This window comes from Hoskinsella mucinilytica, assembly GCF_045223415.1.
Classification (GTDB): domain Bacteria; phylum Bacillota_I; class Bacilli_A; order Erysipelotrichales; family Erysipelotrichaceae; genus Hoskinsella; species Hoskinsella mucinilytica.
Genome location: NZ_JBEQZJ010000025.1, coordinates 1 through 14,699 on the forward strand (window position 1 = coordinate 1; position 14,699 = coordinate 14,699).

Sequence of the window (14,699 nt, forward strand, 5' to 3'; positions counted from 1 at the left end):
GTTCTATAAAATATAAGATGGTCTTCATAATAGAATAGGTTGCTGCACTTAATTTTTCCGGAGCATTCTCCAAGGCTTGTTGAAAGGTCATCGCACGATCTGAGATACTATAAATACCGATAAACCCAAGTTCAAACAGATCCATATATCCGATACCCAGCGCCCCACTGATACAAATGGTTGGCTTTTGATAACGATTTGCTAAATTAAGAATTCCCACAGGAACCTTTCCGAACATGGTTTGACGATCACTTTGTCCCTCTCCTGTAATTACCAGATCACAATCTTTGACCATATCTTCCATATCACTGTAAGATAGTAACAATTCAATGCCAGGTGTCATACGTGCATTCAAAATACCAATCAAAACAGCACCGATACCACCTGCTGCACCACCACCTTCGAATTGATTGATATCTATTTGCGTGTAGCGCAGTATATGATTTCTATAATTTTCCATTCCAGCATCTATTTTCTTTAACTGATTCGGATAAAAACCTTTTTGTTTTCCGAATACAAAGGTTGCACCTTGCTGTCCAAGCAAATGATTTTTCACATCGCATGCCGCAATCAACTCAATACCTTCAAGCTTATTCAAACGGTGAAAGTCGATGTATCGAATTTTCTCAAGATTCATTGCCTGTGGCGATAAATACTTATGTTCATGATCGTAAAATCGACAGCCTAAACATTGTAATAGCCCCATACCTCCATCATTGGTTGCACTTCCTCCAAGCCCAATAATGATTTTCTTACATCCTTTATTTACCGCATCTAGAATTACGGTTCCTACGCCGAAGCTACTTCCGAAAAACGGCATCCGTTTCTCTCGTTCATGCATATTCAATCCAATGATATTCGCCACTTCAATTACTGCAGTGGTTCCATCTTCAATGAGCGTATACTCACTTACAATTTTTTTACCATATGCATCAGTGGTATGAACTTGCTGTTTCACTCCACCACAAGTTTGATCAAACGCCTCTACGGTTCCCTCACCACCATCCGCAATCACATATGATATGGTTTCTACATCTGCTTTCGCTTGATGAATTCCTTGTTCTATTCTGTTTGCTACCTCTCTGGAGCTCATACATCCTTTGTATGAGTCACAGGCAATTACAACCTTCATCTAATCACTCCTATGTTCATCTATATATTCTTTTGTTAATTTTACCACAGTTTTTGTTAAAATTAAAAGAGAAATCAGATTTGGAATCGCCATACACCCATTCAAGGTATCAGCAACCTCCCAAACAAAGGATAGCTCCATACAACAACCAATGATCAACAAAGCAATAAATATCATATTATAGACGTATTTTACCCATGCAGAATGAAACAAATAACGAATACATTCGCTTGCATAATAATACCAACCCAGAATAGAAGGTATCGCAAATGCTATGATAGAACAAGCGAATATCATACCTCCTGCTTTACCAAACCCTTGTTCAAAACAAGCGATGGTAAGCGAAGCACCATCCATCCCTTCATGAAGCAATCCACTGCTTAACACAACCAAAGCCGTCAATACACAAACGATCATGGTATCGAAAAAGACTTCAAAAATACCCCAAAACCCTTGTTCCACTGCATTCACCTGTGCTACACTGGCATGCGAAATCGGAGAACTTCCCATTCCTGCTTCGTTGCTGAATACACCTCTAGATATGCCATAATGAACTGCTCTTGAACTTAAATAGCCAATGACACCGCCAACACCACTGTCTAAGGATAGTGCATCTTCAAATACCAAACGTATGGCATGTGGTAATTGATCCATATGCAAAAAGATGAGATAACAACATGCAAGTAAATACAACACACTTACAAGTGGTACGATAATTTCATTGAATCTCATAATGCTTTGCGCCTTTCCCATCAAGATGATCCCTACCCCAATGGCAAGAAATGCCCCGATCCATAAAGGAGGAAAGGATATATACGTATTGATGGTCACCGCAATGGTATTGGCTGGCGTCACATTACCGATTCCAAAAGATGCAAGAATACATAATACCGCAAACAATACTCCTAAAAATTTACTATGACAGCCATGTTCTAATGTTGTCATCGGACCCCCAAGATAGCCATCTTCTCTATGTTCTCGATAATGGATGGCAAGTACTACCTCAGCATATTTACTCATCATACCGAAAAAAGCACTGATGCACATCCAAAAAATTGCACCAGGACCGCCTAAGGTCAATGCGGTGGTTACCCCAATGACACTACCAACACCCAAAGTACCTGCTAAAGCCGTTGAAACTGCTTGAAATGGGGTGATTCCATGTTGTTTATCTGTATGAAATAAAGATCCCAATGTCTTTTTCATGATCAACTTTGCATGTCGAATCGGCAGAAAGCCCGTTCTAATCAATAACCAAAACCCGCAAAACAGCAACAACAAAATCATATATTTCCCCCATACAAGATGATTCAATGCCTCATTCATCCGCATTAACTTTTCCATTGTCTCACTCCCATTCTGTTTCATTGTATTCTCTTTTTTCATCAATTAGTCTGGATTTCTTCTATAAATAGAAAGCAATCTGTCTGATTATCAAAAAAAGTGTTATAATACGTTTGAATTTATGAAGGAGGAAACGTAAAATGAACGTTATGTGTATACTAACAGATGGTTTTGAAGAACTAGAAGCAGTCGGTACCATTGCCTTATTAAGAAGAGCAGGCATCCAAGTAGATGTCTTTGCATTAGATGCAACTCAGGCAACCGGTCGATTTGATGTATGTATCAGTGAAATCAAAAATCTAAAAGATGCCAATTTAGATCAATACGGCATGTTATTTTTACCGGGAGGTCCTCACTATCAAAAACTAGAAGCTAGCAAAGAAGTGATGTCCATCATCGATGATTTTGTGGAAAAAAATAAGTTGATTGCAGCTATTTGCGCAGCACCAACGATCCTTGGACGTCATGGATTATTGAAGCATAAGAAATATACCTGCTTTACAAGTATGAACGAAGATTTCCAAGGTACCTATGTAGATCAATATACCGTCACAGATGGAAATATCATCACAGGACGAAGCGCTGCTGCCGTGATTGATTTTGCTTTTGCGATCATTGAAAAAATCATGGGCACAGAAGATGCAATAAAGGTAAAAAATTCTATATATTATGAAATATAATATAAGATTCAGATAATTCGACAAAATAAGTGCATCATCCTGTTATACTTTTTCTTATGAATAGGAGTGATTTTATGAACGTGATATTACAACATTACATTGAGCGTCTGGAAATGCTACGTTTTTATAATTTTCACGAAGAAAAAACTGTCGCATTACAGCTCCTAGAAGAAGCTTTACAACAACAGGACACCATAGCAGAAGCCTATGCTTATAGTTATTTACTAGATAGCTGTATTTCTACACAAGATAACGTTGAAGCACGTTATTATATGATACATGCCTTAAATCTTTGTGAACATCTACAAGATGAAAATCTACTTTTATTGACGTATCATTTATGTGGATTGTATTATTACTATCACTATGATGAACCCAGTGCTTTGGATTATTATTGTAAGACGCTTTCTATTTGCAAACAACAAAACGATAAAAGAAAAGAAGCAAGCATATTGAACAATATCGCTAATCTTTTCCATAACCGTAATGATTTTTTAGATGCCCAGGTCTATTATCAAAAAGCACTTACTTTGTGCCACTCTTTTGAAGATGATATTTCTAAGCGAGTTCGTTTTATCATTTTATCGAATTTGATTTCCATTGAACATAAACAGAAAAATAAAAAACGAGCAAGATACTATCTAGAGCTGTCTGAAGAATTAAAAGACACTTGTTTGATCTTATATCTTGCCAATACCGTATTAACCGCAGATTGTGAACAAAACAAAGCGGATGCCATCAAAGGTATGGATGCCATGTTTACCTCTTATAAGGATCAATGCTATACCTCACATCAGTTGTTTGAGATTTTTGATGAAATCATTCCTGTAGCAATTCATTTTCAAGAACAACGCAGAGCAAAGCAAGCATTGATGATCCTTTGCGAAACTAGCAATAGCTCCAATGCGAATCAAATGCTCATCGTACAAAAACATTTCATTGATTTATGCGAGTGTTTTCCATGTGATTATGACAAGAACATGCTCTATCAAGATTATTTCCAATTGGTGCAGAAGGCCAATGAACAAAATGATAAAGTAAAGGCACAGTCATATCATGAAAAAATGTTATTAAATGATCTTATGGCACAAAACCTAATTTTGAAACAAAAGGTTGGCTATGATGAAGTCACCCAATTAAAAAATCGTCATAGCTATCATATGGATAGCAAAGGCTGGATGGAGCGTAAAGATATAAAGACCATAGGTATTGCGATGTGTGATATTGATAATTTCAAAGAATTCAATGATCACTTCGGTCATCTTTATGGAGATGAAATCATCAAAAAGGTCGCAGATATTCTTTTAAAACATGCAGATGAACATATCATTCCCTATCGCTTTGGCGGAGATGAATTCCTTTGTCTGTTTATCGATAAAACCGAAGCAGATATCAGTTGTTATCTTACGGATATCTTCTGTCAACTTGAACATCAACAAGATCGTTTACAATTGTCCGCAGGATTCATCTGTCAAAAGAAAGAAACGATTGCATCTTTGAATCATCTAATCGCCTGTGCAGACGAAGCATTGTATCAAGCGAAGAACAGAGGAAAAAATCAATTTGTACAATATCAAGAACAAGAAGCATGATCGTGCTTCTTTTTATATATTTTTTTCTTTCTTTTCCTAGAAAAGTCATGTTATAATGAATAAGCTGAAAAGGAAGGTGAAGTTTATGTCTCCAGAGCCCGAAAGTCCATATCATCAAAACGTCAAAACAAATACAGGAGGCATAATCGTACTCCTGTCATAAGGAGGTCACCATGTTAGAATTTTACAAAACGTTTGAAAATGGCACTAGAAGAATCGAACAACCGGAAGCAGGTTGTTGGATCAACGCAATATCTCCGACACAGGAGGAAATTGAATATTTAACAACAAAGATCGGTGTATTACCTGAATTCATCAAGGCGAGTCTTGATGAAGAGGAAAGTCCACATATTGACTTTGATGATGATGAAAATCAAACTTTGGTCATTGTCGATTATCCAAGTGCAGAGGACGATGAAAACATCAAAGAAAACACATTGCTTTATACCACATTACCATTAGGGGTTGTCATTATGAAAGGATATGTAGTTACCATATGCCTTCATGAAAATTTAAATATCGAAGATATGGCTGGTGGAAGAATCAAAGGTGTTCATACAGATATGAAAACCAGATTCTTATTATTGTTATTACTAAGGATATCTCAACGATTCCTAATGTATCTAAAACAAATCGATCGTATTTCATCGAGAACAGAAACAAGTTTACATCAATCCATGAAAAATAAAGAATTGATCCAGATGCTTGGATTAGAAAAATCTCTTGTGTATTTTTCTACCTCACTCAAAACAGATGAGGTCACACTGAATAAAATCATGAGAGGAAAAGCAATCAAACTATATGAAGATGATCAAGATCTTTTAGAAGATGTATTGATTGAAATTCATCAGGCTATTGAAATGTGTAATATCTACAGCAATATTTTATCCGGTACCATGGATGCCTTTGCCTCTGTTATCAGTAATAACCTGAATATCGTCATGAAAGTTTTAACGGTAATTACCATTGTAATGGCCATACCAAATATTATATTCAGTTTCTATGGCATGAACGTCAGTGGTCTACCTTTCCCGGAATGGTGGTTCCCTACCCTGATTGCCGTGATCGCATGTATCATCGCAACCTTTATCTTCATGAAGAAAGACATGTTTCATTAACGTATGCTCGCTATGCATACGTTTTTTTTAGATTAAAAAAACAGGTTTCCCTGTTTTATTCTTCTTTTATGATAACCTCATCACATGTGACAGCTTCCTTTTGTTTTCCTTCAAAGTCCAACATGTTTTCTCCTCTACTACCATATTTTTTCACAATTCTCTTGTAATAAAGAATGGTATAAAAATTAGCGATAGCATCCAGAATCAATAAGAAACTGAAGAAATTATGTAGAAATTTTTCTTCAAATGGCACTAAAATTAATACCATCCCCAAGATCAAAGGAACAATCGCCAATACCAGATTGGCAACCCATTGTCCATCCTGTAAACGAAACAGATTCATTGAATATTGGGTACGTAACGTACTATCCAATACAACCAAACCACTCAATACCAAAGGATAATTATCCACGATTACATTAGGCTTAAAGGTCACGATCAACCCAGCCATACAGTACAACAATCCAAAAGCAAAGCTAAACTCATTTGGCTTTAAATATTCTTTCTTAAAGAAATACACTAAGATTTGAAATAATCCCACCAAAACAATGATGATACCGGCAATTTTAAAGAAATTTAAAAATTCTACCCTTTCAATTGTATAAGATAAGATCGCAATGATCAGATAAAATATCGATAAAATCATTAACTTCCAATTCTCAATTTTCAAATTCATTCTCATACCTCCTGGTTTCTTTTCTTCATGATACCATATTTTCCTTTCTTTATGCATACTTTCTTGTATTCTATCCTGATTTTCTTCATGTTAGTTCCACCTTCCATGTAAAATGGATGCGTTTTTCAAATCCTTTCCATTTATTTCATGTTATACTGTACTTGAGGTGATAACATGTTAAAAGAATTATATGAACGTCAAAGCATTCGAAAATATCTAGATCAACAGGTGGAAGAAGATAAACTGATGGAATTATTACATGCGGCAATGAATGCACCAACCGCAAGAAATTCTCAAAGCTGGAGGTTCATGGTCATCACGAATAAGGAAGCATTATCCACAATGACCCAGCTACAACCTTATACGCAAATGATGAAAACAGCACCTTGTGCTATCATGGTATTAGGTGATAAGAAAGCCAGTCAACCGGATGAATATCTTTATGTGGATGCAGCTGCGGCAATTGAAAACATCTTGATTGAAGCAGTTCATCTTGGATTGGGAACGTGTTGGTGTGCCATCGGTCCATCTCAAGAGCGCATTGATCGTTTTCGTTCTTACTACCACATTGATCCAGATCTGATTCCTATAGCAATCGTCGCAGTAGGTTATGGAGATGAGCATAAAGAAAAAGTCGATCGTTTTGATGAATCAAAGATCACATATTATAAATAAAGTTTATCATGTTAGAAAAGATGACCGTAAGTGGCCATCTTTTCTATAGATTTTCAATCGGTTTTCTCTCCGCTTTCAGATTATGTGTTTTTTCACTACGTTTTTCTAGTTCCGCATTTACTTCTTCTAACGTGATTCCTTTTTCAACCATTAAAACCATTAAATGATATAATAAATCTCCGATTTCATTGATTTGGTCTTCTTTTGTTTGAGATAAGGAAGCAATCACAACCTCTGTACATTCTTCCCCTACTTTTTTTAATATTTTATCCAATCCTTTTTGAAATAAATAACTAGTATAACTTCCTTCTTCCCCTTGTTCTTTTCTACTTAAAATCGTTTCATATAATACTTCTAATTCTTTCATAGCTCTTCTCCTTCTATATTGCGATAAAAACAACTGTAATGTCCTGTATGACATGCTGCGCCAACTTGTTTCACCAGCAATAAGATGGTATCCTCATCACAATCAACACGAATATCTGATACATATTGATAATGTCCACTGGTTTCTCCTTTGACCCATAGCTCATTACGGCTTCTTGAAAAATAAGTCGCTTTTTTCGTTTCTATTGTTTTCTTTAAGCTTTCTTCATTCATATAGGCTAGCATCAATACTTCTTTGCTTTCCTCATCCTGAACAACAACCGGTATCAATCCATTGCCCTTTTCAAAATCTATTGAGATCATATACGTACCGCAATTCCTTTCTCTTTCAAATACCGTTTGACCTGTGGAATGCTCACTTCCCCATAATGAAACATGCTTGCAGCAAGTGCCGCATCACTGGCTTCCTCTTCGAATACCTGCGCAAAGTGTTCTAAAGAACCACAGCCACCACTTGCGATCACAGGTACATCAACGATATCTCTTACCGCTTTACATAGCGCAATATCAAAACCTTTTTTGGTACCATCTGCGTCCATACTGGTCAATAAGATTTCACCGGCACCTAAGTCAACACCTTGTTTGACCCATGCTAAAAGATCCATGCCGGTATCAACTCTACCACCTTGAATGACCACATTCCAACCGCTTTGATCCTCTCTCATACGACCATCAACGGCCAAAACGATACATTGATCACCAAACATTTCTGCGCCTTCTTTGATCAAAGAAGGATTCTTTACCGCCGCACTATTTAAGCTAACTTTATCCGCACCTGCCAACAATAGCTTACGAATATCTTCCACACTGCGAATTCCACCACCAACAGTGAATGGGATAAATATTTCTCTTGCGACACGCTCTACTACTTGTACCATCGTATCTCGCTGTTCATGTGTTGCGGTGATATCCAAAAAGACCAGTTCATCCGCCCCTTGTTCATAATAGCTTTTCGCAAGCTCAACAGGGTCACCGACTTCTTTTAAACCCACAAAATTAATGCCCTTCACAACACGTCCATCCTTGACATCTAAACAAGGAATGATTCGTTTGGTATGCATGTTTATCCCTCCTTACATAAAGCGATTGCTTCAGGAAGCGATAACGTATTGGCATACATCGCTTTTCCCGTAATTGCGCCATAAATGCCCAATTCCTTTAATGCTTGAATATGAGATAGATCCTTGATTCCACCACTTGCGATGATTTGTATGGATAGTGTCTCAGCCAATTCCTTCAACATTTGAATATTCGGTCCCATCATTGTGCCATCCTTACTGATATCTGTTACAATAATGGTTTTTACACCTAATTCTTCCATCTTTTTCGCAAATGCAAGATAACCCCAAGTACTATCGGAAAGCCATCCATTGCCACATACATAACCATGTTTACAATCTATGCCCACTGCAATCTTCTCTTGATATTTACGAATTGCTTCTTTCAAAAACGCTTCGTCTTCTAATGCCGCTGTTCCTAAGATCACACGTGATACGCCTTGTTCCAAATAGAAAGCAACATCACTCATAGAACGAATTCCGCCACCTACTTCCACGGGGATATCCAAAGCTTGAGCAACTTCCAAAATGGCCTGCTGATTACATTTTTTTCCTTCTTTAGCGCCATTCAGATCTACCATATGAAGATACTCTGCGCCAAGGGACGCAAAGGTCTTTGCGATATCTAGAATACTTTCTCCTACGGTTTCTTTTTTATCATAATCGCCCTGATAAAGACGTACCGGGGCATGATCTAGAATATCAATGGCTGGTAATATGATCATTTAAAACTCCTCCTTAAAATACGTTAGAATTGCCAAGCCATCCTCTGCACTTTTTTCCGGATGAAATTGCGCTCCTAATACATTTTCATGACATACAAGTCCCGGTATCTTTAATTTTCCATAACGGGAATATCCTATCAAGTCAGATTCTTCGATACCCTGTGCATAATAGGAATGCACATAATACACAAAAGGATGCTTAGACAAGCGCTCAAACAAAGCAAAGTCTTGTTGTTTCTCTAAAAGGTTCCAACCAATATGTGGGATCTTCACCTTAGGATCCACCATTTTAACGATACGACCTTTTAAAAAGCCAAGCCCCTTTGTTAAGCCTCCTTCCTCACTTTCCTCAAATAAAGCCTGCATTCCCAAACAAATTCCAAGTAACGGCTTTTTCTTTACAAGTACCTCTTCCTTTAACGTATCCAAAACGCCTGATGCCGCTAAATTTTTCATACAATCCGGAAAAGCTCCGACACCCGGAAGGATCAATTTATCCGCAAGCATTAAATCCTGTGGATCACTTGTAACTTTACATTCTACATCTAATTTACGCAAAGCATTTTCAACACTATGCAGGTTCCCCATGCCATAATCTATGATCGCTATCATTCTAATTTCCCCTTCGTACTTGGCAATGTATCGCCTTCTACTTTTATAGCTTCTTTTAATGCTCTTCCCAAGGCCTTAAAGATTGCTTCTACCTTATGGTGATCGTTGGTTCCATACATAACATTGACATGAAGGGTCATCCCTGATGCAAATGCAAAGGCACGTAAGAATTCTTCCACCATTTCACAAGAAAATGTTCCTATGGTATCTCTTTTTAATTCACATTGATAAACTAGAAAAGGACGTCCGCTGATATCCAAAGTGACATTGCATAATGTTTCATCCATAGGAAGCATCATACTTCCATAACGAGCGATTCCTCGCCTTTCTCCTAAGGCTTCCTTCACACAGGTTCCTAATAGGATACCACAATCTTCAACGGTATGATGATCACATACGTCAAGATCTCCCTTGGCTTGCAGTGTTAAATCTATCCCGGAATGAAACGCAAACAACGTCAACATATGATCAAAGAATCCAATACCGGTTTGAATATCGCTGATTCTATTTCCATCCAAATTCAAAGAACATCGAATGTTTGTCTCGTTTGTTTCTCGTTCTTTCGTTACGATACGCATGATGCCATCTCCTTCTCGAATTTTTTCAACACATCCAATACTCTTTTATTTTCCGCTTCACTACCGATGGTGATTCGAAAACTATCATTACCTTTATAATCACGAATGACGATCTTCTGTCGGTTGAAAGCTTGTAATAGCTTTTCCTTTTGATCACATCGTCCATATAAATAATTTGCTTGAGATGGATAAAAAGTGATACTAGTAAAGTCTTTTACTTTTTGATACATCCAATCTCGTTGGGCGATGGTTTTCTTTACGATCGGTTGATATTCTTTCGCATGTTTTAATACAATAGCACCTACTTTTTGTGACATTGCGGATATATTATAAGGTACTACCTTTGGTCTTAATTCCTCGATGTTTTGTTGGTTACTGATCAAGAACCCCAAACGTGCACCTGCTAGTCCATAAGCTTTGGAAAGGGTTCTAGTGACATATAAATTTTGATACTGATCTACACATTGTAACATGCTTTCATTGGCAAATTCCGCATATGCTTCATCAATGATGACCGGAATATGTGGAAAGGAGCGAATGATCTTATCAATACCATTACGTTTCAATGCATGTCCGGTTGGATTATTGGGATTGGAAAACAAGATCATATCCACACCTTGTTTTCTTCCCATTTCAATGAATGCATCAATATCAAAGCTTCCATCCTTTTGACACGGATATTTTAAGATCGTTGCTTCGTGCATGGTCGCATAATAATCATACATAGAGAAATCAGGATTCAATGTATACAACGTTTTTCCTTTCCCCAGGAAATATCCGATCATCAAACCCAACATTTCATCACTACCATTGCCAGCCAAGATCTTATTTCCTGCCATATTGATGACTTCGGCATATGCATCGATCAATTCCTTGTTTTCAATATCAGGATAACGATGAAACATGATTTCCGGTATTGCCTGTTGGATTTCTTCCATGATTCTTTCATTGATATTTTGGCTGAGCTCATTGGCATTTAATAACAGACCATCTGCTCGCTTTGTTTCATACACTTGTATTTCTTTCATTTTGACAACCTCACTCTCACTGCATTCGCATGAGCCTGTAGTTCCTCTTCCTCGCCCATAGTGATGATCGCTTCTCCATAAGCATTGACAGCTTCTTTTGTATAGTGTAAAAAGCTTGATTTTTTGATAAAGCTATCTACAGACAATGCGCTCGAAAATCTTGCGGTTCCACTGGTAGGCAATACATGATTGGTACCACCATAATAGTCACCGATACTTTCACATGTATAATATCCCATAAATACGCTTCCTGCATGTTTTACACTACCAAGATAAGCCATAGGATCTTCCACCATCAATTCTAAATGCTCCGGTGCAATGCTATTGGCAATTTCTATACATTCCTCTAGGCTAGTACATACAATCGCTTTTCCGTAATTTTTTAAACTTTCTTCAATGATTGCTTTCTTAGGCAAACGATCTGTTTGTTTCCTTAATTCCAAGTTGACCTTCTGTAACAATTCCTTACTGGTCGTCAATAACACAGAACTAGCCATAGGATCATGCTCTGCCTGTGACAACAGATCCGCTGCCACGTATTCAGGATTTGCCTTTTCATCTGCCACAACCAGAATTTCACTTGGTCCGGCAATCATATCGATATCTACCTTACCAAACACCAATTTCTTTGCGGCTGCGACAAAGATGTTTCCAGGTCCGACGATTTTATCAACTGGCGCAATGCTTTCTGTACCATATGCCAAAGCCGCAATCCCTTGTGCTCCGCCAACCTTATAAATTTCTTTGACACCGGCTAACTTTGCCGCAAATGCGATATTAGGATGCAACATACCATCCTTACTTGGAGGTGTGATCATCACGATACGTTTTACTCCTGCTACACTTGCAGGAATGGCATTCATTAAGACACTGCTTGGATATTGTGCACGTCCTCCTGGAACATAAATACCAACACTATCTAATGGTAATACACGCTGTCCCAGATAAATTCCCATTTCTTTTTGTAAGAGATAGCCATTTTGTTTTTGTGCTTTATGAAAATATGCAATGTTTTCTTTTGCTTTTCGCATGCTTTCACAAAAGAAAGGATCACATTTTGCACTTGCTTCTTCAATTTCAGCCTCACTCACACGAAATTGATCTAGCTCAATTCCATCAAATTGTTTTGTATATGCTTTGACAGCCTCATCTTTACGCTTGCGTACATCCTCTAAGATCTTCGTGACCTTGATGATGACATCACTGTTGATTTCCTCAGTTCTACTTTCCATATAAGCCTTTAATGCTGCTTTATTTTGTATACTGATCTCACTTAACATGCTACATCCTCCATAGCTTGCTTCAAATCTTTCAAAATAGCGGATACTTCATCCCGTTTCAATTTAAAGCTAGCTTTATTTACAATCACTCTGGCACTGATATCACAAACGGTATCAAATACCACCAATCCATTTTCCTTCAGTGTGGTTCCTGTTTCCATGATATCTACGATACCATCACATAACCCTAAAATAGGCGCAAGTTCCACAGATCCATCAATTTTAATAATTTCGACATCCATTCCCCGATTCAAAAAATAAGATTTCGCAATACTTGGATACTTGGTTCCGATTTTTACATGTCCGATTTTCTCAAACAAATTATTTTCCGGTAATCCTGCAACGATAAATTTACACTTACCAATGCCTAGATCCAGCATTTCATAATAATCTTTATCTCCCTCTAATAAGGTATCCTTACCAACAACACCGATATCCGCAACCCCATGTTGCACATAGGTGATACAATCATTTGCTTTTACTAAGAAATAATTGATATCCTTTTTGGTATCAGGAAATACCAAAGCTCTTCCTTTATTTTTTAACGGTTCTATTCCATAACCGCTTTTCTCTAACAACTTTACCGTTTCTTTTTCCAAACGCCCCTTGGTCAATGCCAATGATATACTCATTTTACCGCCTCCTTGATTTCGATTTCCTTTACATCCGCAGGAATCAATTCAACTCGATATTTTTTACGAAGCTCTTTTGCTTTATCCAATGCTGTCAATTGAAGATGAAGCGGATAAGTTAAAATCAATGTTTGTTTTGTATTCTGCCTCGCTTCATACATGGATAAGATATAATCCAGCTTAACGGAGAAGCCAATCGCAGGTAATGCATTTCCAAATTTCTCTAATAGATGATCATATCGACCACCACTTAGTACACTAGTACCTATGCCACCTACAAAGCCTTCAAATAACAGCCCGCTATAGTAATTCAAATGAGGTACCTTACCTAAATCAAACGTAATATGATCTCCATATCCTAACGTACCAAGATCTTTCATCAATTTCTGCATTGCCAACACGATTTGTTTTAATTGATCATTAAAACAATAATCAAGTGCTTCCGTTAACACGCTCTCATCGCCACAAAGCCATGGCAACTGAAGAAAGAATGCCTGTTTTTCTTCTTCTAGTTGTAAGTTGCTCAAGTATTCCTTTAACTCGATCATACTTTTACGATCAATGAGATCTGCTAGTATTTCAACCTGTTCTTCTGTTAGATTTAATTGTTCACATGCACAATGGAAGAAATTGACATTACCGATTTCAAGGGTATAGGAATCTTGTTTCATAGCTTCCATGACCTCTAAAGCACACATCAATACTTCTAAATCACTTTCCAGATCACGTAATCCGATCAGCTCTACACCACAATCCGTGACTTCATTACGCTTGCCCGCAAAGGATTGCTTCACCTTAAAAACATCTGCTGTATAACGAAAGCGAAATGGTGGTGTTTGATCCTTAAATTTGGTTGCACATACTCTAGCAATAGGCACTGTCATATCCATACGAAGTGTTAAGATCTTTCCCTCTTGATCGAAAAACTTATACATTGCCTCATCCTTTAATTGTTCAAAACCAGTTTGATAAGTTTCATAATATTCAATGGATGGTGTAATGATTTCCTCATAACCATAAGCTTCAAATACTGCTTCGATTTCTTGTTTTAACTCTTGACGATTCACACATTCCTTTAAGATCAAATCTCTTGTACCTGAAGGTATACTAAACTTTTTCATATCTTGCACCTCTTTCTAAACAAAAAAACTTCCATCCAAAGGACGAAAGTTAAACTTACGT

The 14,699-nt window shown here is 37.4% G+C and carries 17 protein-coding genes and 1 other annotated feature (1 of these 18 running past the window's edge); of the genes, 4 read left to right on the forward strand and 13 right to left on the reverse strand.

Going from position 1 to position 14,699, the window contains the following annotated elements; genetic code table 11:
* A partial coding sequence (locus tag UGRO018_RS10225; protein WP_416326384.1) for a glycerate kinase family protein occupies positions 1 to 1,132 on the reverse strand: 1,132 nt, incomplete at its 3' end.
* Positions 1,133 to 2,476 (reverse strand): alanine/glycine:cation symporter family protein, encoded by a 1,344-nt coding sequence (locus UGRO018_RS10230; protein WP_416326385.1) that lies wholly within the window; start codon positions 2,474 to 2,476, stop codon positions 1,133 to 1,135.
* 140 nt (positions 2,477 to 2,616) lie between these two features.
* On the opposite strand from UGRO018_RS10230, the gene UGRO018_RS10235 reads away from it, so the two are divergent.
* The 3 genes from UGRO018_RS10235 to UGRO018_RS10245 all read left to right on the forward strand — a co-directional run bounded on the left by UGRO018_RS10235 (position 2,617) and on the right by UGRO018_RS10245 (position 5,866).
* Positions 2,617 to 3,156: a DJ-1 family glyoxalase III gene (locus UGRO018_RS10235; RefSeq protein WP_416326386.1), complete on the forward strand. Its 540-nt coding sequence runs from the start codon at positions 2,617 to 2,619 to the stop codon at positions 3,154 to 3,156.
* Between the two features lie 74 nt (positions 3,157 to 3,230).
* Entirely contained in the window at positions 3,231 to 4,748 is a 1,518-nt protein-coding gene (locus UGRO018_RS10240; RefSeq protein ID WP_416326387.1) for a GGDEF domain-containing protein, read from the forward strand.
* Between the two features lie 173 nt (positions 4,749 to 4,921).
* Positions 4,922 to 5,866, forward strand: coding sequence for a magnesium transporter CorA family protein (locus tag UGRO018_RS10245; protein WP_416326388.1), 945 nt, complete (start codon positions 4,922 to 4,924; stop codon positions 5,864 to 5,866).
* Between the two features lie 55 nt (positions 5,867 to 5,921).
* On the opposite strand, the gene UGRO018_RS10250 is transcribed toward UGRO018_RS10245, so the two are convergent.
* Positions 5,922 to 6,542, reverse strand: coding sequence for a DUF308 domain-containing protein (locus UGRO018_RS10250; RefSeq protein ID WP_416326389.1), 621 nt, complete (start codon positions 6,540 to 6,542; stop codon positions 5,922 to 5,924).
* A 174-nt stretch (positions 6,543 to 6,716) separates the two neighbouring features.
* Here UGRO018_RS10250 and UGRO018_RS10255 point away from each other — a divergent pair, with 174 nt between their 5' ends.
* Positions 6,717 to 7,217 (forward strand): nitroreductase family protein, encoded by a 501-nt coding sequence (locus UGRO018_RS10255; RefSeq protein WP_416326390.1) that lies wholly within the window; start codon positions 6,717 to 6,719, stop codon positions 7,215 to 7,217.
* A gap of 43 nt (positions 7,218 to 7,260) precedes the next feature.
* Here the strand turns inward: UGRO018_RS10255 and hisE are convergent, their stop codons facing one another.
* The 10 genes from hisE to hisZ are packed head-to-tail and all read right to left on the reverse strand — an operon-like array spanning position 7,261 to position 14,638.
* Positions 7,261 to 7,584: a phosphoribosyl-ATP diphosphatase gene (hisE, locus tag UGRO018_RS10260; protein ID WP_416326391.1), complete on the reverse strand. Its 324-nt coding sequence runs from the start codon at positions 7,582 to 7,584 to the stop codon at positions 7,261 to 7,263.
* Positions 7,581 to 7,907, reverse strand: a complete 327-nt coding sequence (hisI, locus tag UGRO018_RS10265; RefSeq protein WP_416326392.1) for a phosphoribosyl-AMP cyclohydrolase — start codon at positions 7,905 to 7,907, stop codon at positions 7,581 to 7,583. Before hisI ends, hisE begins: the two co-directional genes overlap by 4 nt.
* A complete protein-coding gene (hisF, locus tag UGRO018_RS10270) occupies positions 7,904 to 8,665 on the reverse strand; it encodes an imidazole glycerol phosphate synthase subunit HisF (RefSeq protein ID WP_416326393.1) in 762 nt (253 codons plus the stop codon). Before hisF ends, hisI begins: the two co-directional genes overlap by 4 nt.
* A 2-nt stretch (positions 8,666 to 8,667) precedes the next feature.
* A complete protein-coding gene (gene hisA, locus UGRO018_RS10275; RefSeq protein ID WP_416326394.1) occupies positions 8,668 to 9,387 on the reverse strand; it encodes a 1-(5-phosphoribosyl)-5-[(5-phosphoribosylamino)methylideneamino]imidazole-4-carboxamide isomerase in 720 nt (239 codons plus the stop codon).
* Entirely contained in the window at positions 9,388 to 9,999 is a 612-nt protein-coding gene (hisH, locus tag UGRO018_RS10280) for an imidazole glycerol phosphate synthase subunit HisH (RefSeq protein WP_416326395.1), read from the reverse strand.
* The gene (gene hisB, locus UGRO018_RS10285; RefSeq protein ID WP_416326396.1) at positions 9,996 to 10,577 is read right to left on the reverse strand and encodes an imidazoleglycerol-phosphate dehydratase HisB; all 582 of its coding nucleotides are present in this window, start codon (positions 10,575 to 10,577) and stop codon (positions 9,996 to 9,998) included. The genes hisH and hisB overlap by 4 nt, the downstream gene beginning before the upstream one ends.
* Positions 10,565 to 11,605, reverse strand: coding sequence for a histidinol-phosphate transaminase (gene hisC / locus UGRO018_RS10290; protein WP_416326397.1), 1,041 nt, complete (start codon positions 11,603 to 11,605; stop codon positions 10,565 to 10,567). The genes hisB and hisC overlap by 13 nt, the downstream gene beginning before the upstream one ends.
* Positions 11,602 to 12,885, reverse strand: a complete 1,284-nt coding sequence (gene hisD, locus UGRO018_RS10295) for a histidinol dehydrogenase (protein ID WP_416326398.1) — start codon at positions 12,883 to 12,885, stop codon at positions 11,602 to 11,604. Before hisD ends, hisC begins: the two co-directional genes overlap by 4 nt.
* Complete coding sequence (hisG, locus tag UGRO018_RS10300; RefSeq protein ID WP_416326399.1) at positions 12,879 to 13,517, reverse strand: ATP phosphoribosyltransferase; 639 nt, start codon at positions 13,515 to 13,517, stop codon at positions 12,879 to 12,881. Before hisG ends, hisD begins: the two co-directional genes overlap by 7 nt.
* A complete protein-coding gene (gene hisZ / locus UGRO018_RS10305) occupies positions 13,514 to 14,638 on the reverse strand; it encodes an ATP phosphoribosyltransferase regulatory subunit (RefSeq protein WP_416326400.1) in 1,125 nt (374 codons plus the stop codon). Before hisZ ends, hisG begins: the two co-directional genes overlap by 4 nt.
* Before the next feature lie 35 nt (positions 14,639 to 14,673).
* Positions 14,674 to 14,699, reverse strand: a binding site (T-box leader); it runs 215 nt beyond the window's last position.

Coding starts and splice junctions, on each gene's coding strand:
- UGRO018_RS10245 (WP_416326388.1), top strand. CDS start 4,922: ATGTTAGAATTTTACAAAACGTTTGAAAATGGCACTAGAAGAATCGAA.
- UGRO018_RS10230 (WP_416326385.1), bottom strand. CDS start 2,476: ATGGAAAAGTTAATGCGGATGAATGAGGCATTGAATCATCTTGTATGG.
- UGRO018_RS10255 (WP_416326390.1), top strand. CDS start 6,717: ATGTTAAAAGAATTATATGAACGTCAAAGCATTCGAAAATATCTAGAT.
- hisA (WP_416326394.1), bottom strand. CDS start 9,387: ATGATCATATTACCAGCCATTGATATTCTAGATCATGCCCCGGTACGT.
- hisG (WP_416326399.1), bottom strand. CDS start 13,517: ATGAGTATATCATTGGCATTGACCAAGGGGCGTTTGGAAAAAGAAACG.
- hisB (WP_416326396.1), bottom strand. CDS start 10,577: ATGCGTATCGTAACGAAAGAACGAGAAACAAACGAGACAAACATTCGA.
- hisE (WP_416326391.1), bottom strand. CDS start 7,584: ATGAAAGAATTAGAAGTATTATATGAAACGATTTTAAGTAGAAAAGAA.
- hisZ (WP_416326400.1), bottom strand. CDS start 14,638: ATGAAAAAGTTTAGTATACCTTCAGGTACAAGAGATTTGATCTTAAAG.
- hisF (WP_416326393.1), bottom strand. CDS start 8,665: ATGCATACCAAACGAATCATTCCTTGTTTAGATGTCAAGGATGGACGT.
- hisD (WP_416326398.1), bottom strand. CDS start 12,885: ATGTTAAGTGAGATCAGTATACAAAATAAAGCAGCATTAAAGGCTTAT.
- UGRO018_RS10235 (WP_416326386.1), top strand. CDS start 2,617: ATGAACGTTATGTGTATACTAACAGATGGTTTTGAAGAACTAGAAGCA.
- hisI (WP_416326392.1), bottom strand. CDS start 7,907: ATGATCTCAATAGATTTTGAAAAGGGCAATGGATTGATACCGGTTGTT.
- hisH (WP_416326395.1), bottom strand. CDS start 9,999: ATGATAGCGATCATAGATTATGGCATGGGGAACCTGCATAGTGTTGAA.
- UGRO018_RS10240 (WP_416326387.1), top strand. CDS start 3,231: ATGAACGTGATATTACAACATTACATTGAGCGTCTGGAAATGCTACGT.
- UGRO018_RS10250 (WP_416326389.1), bottom strand. CDS start 6,542: ATGAATTTGAAAATTGAGAATTGGAAGTTAATGATTTTATCGATATTT.
- hisC (WP_416326397.1), bottom strand. CDS start 11,605: ATGAAAGAAATACAAGTGTATGAAACAAAGCGAGCAGATGGTCTGTTA.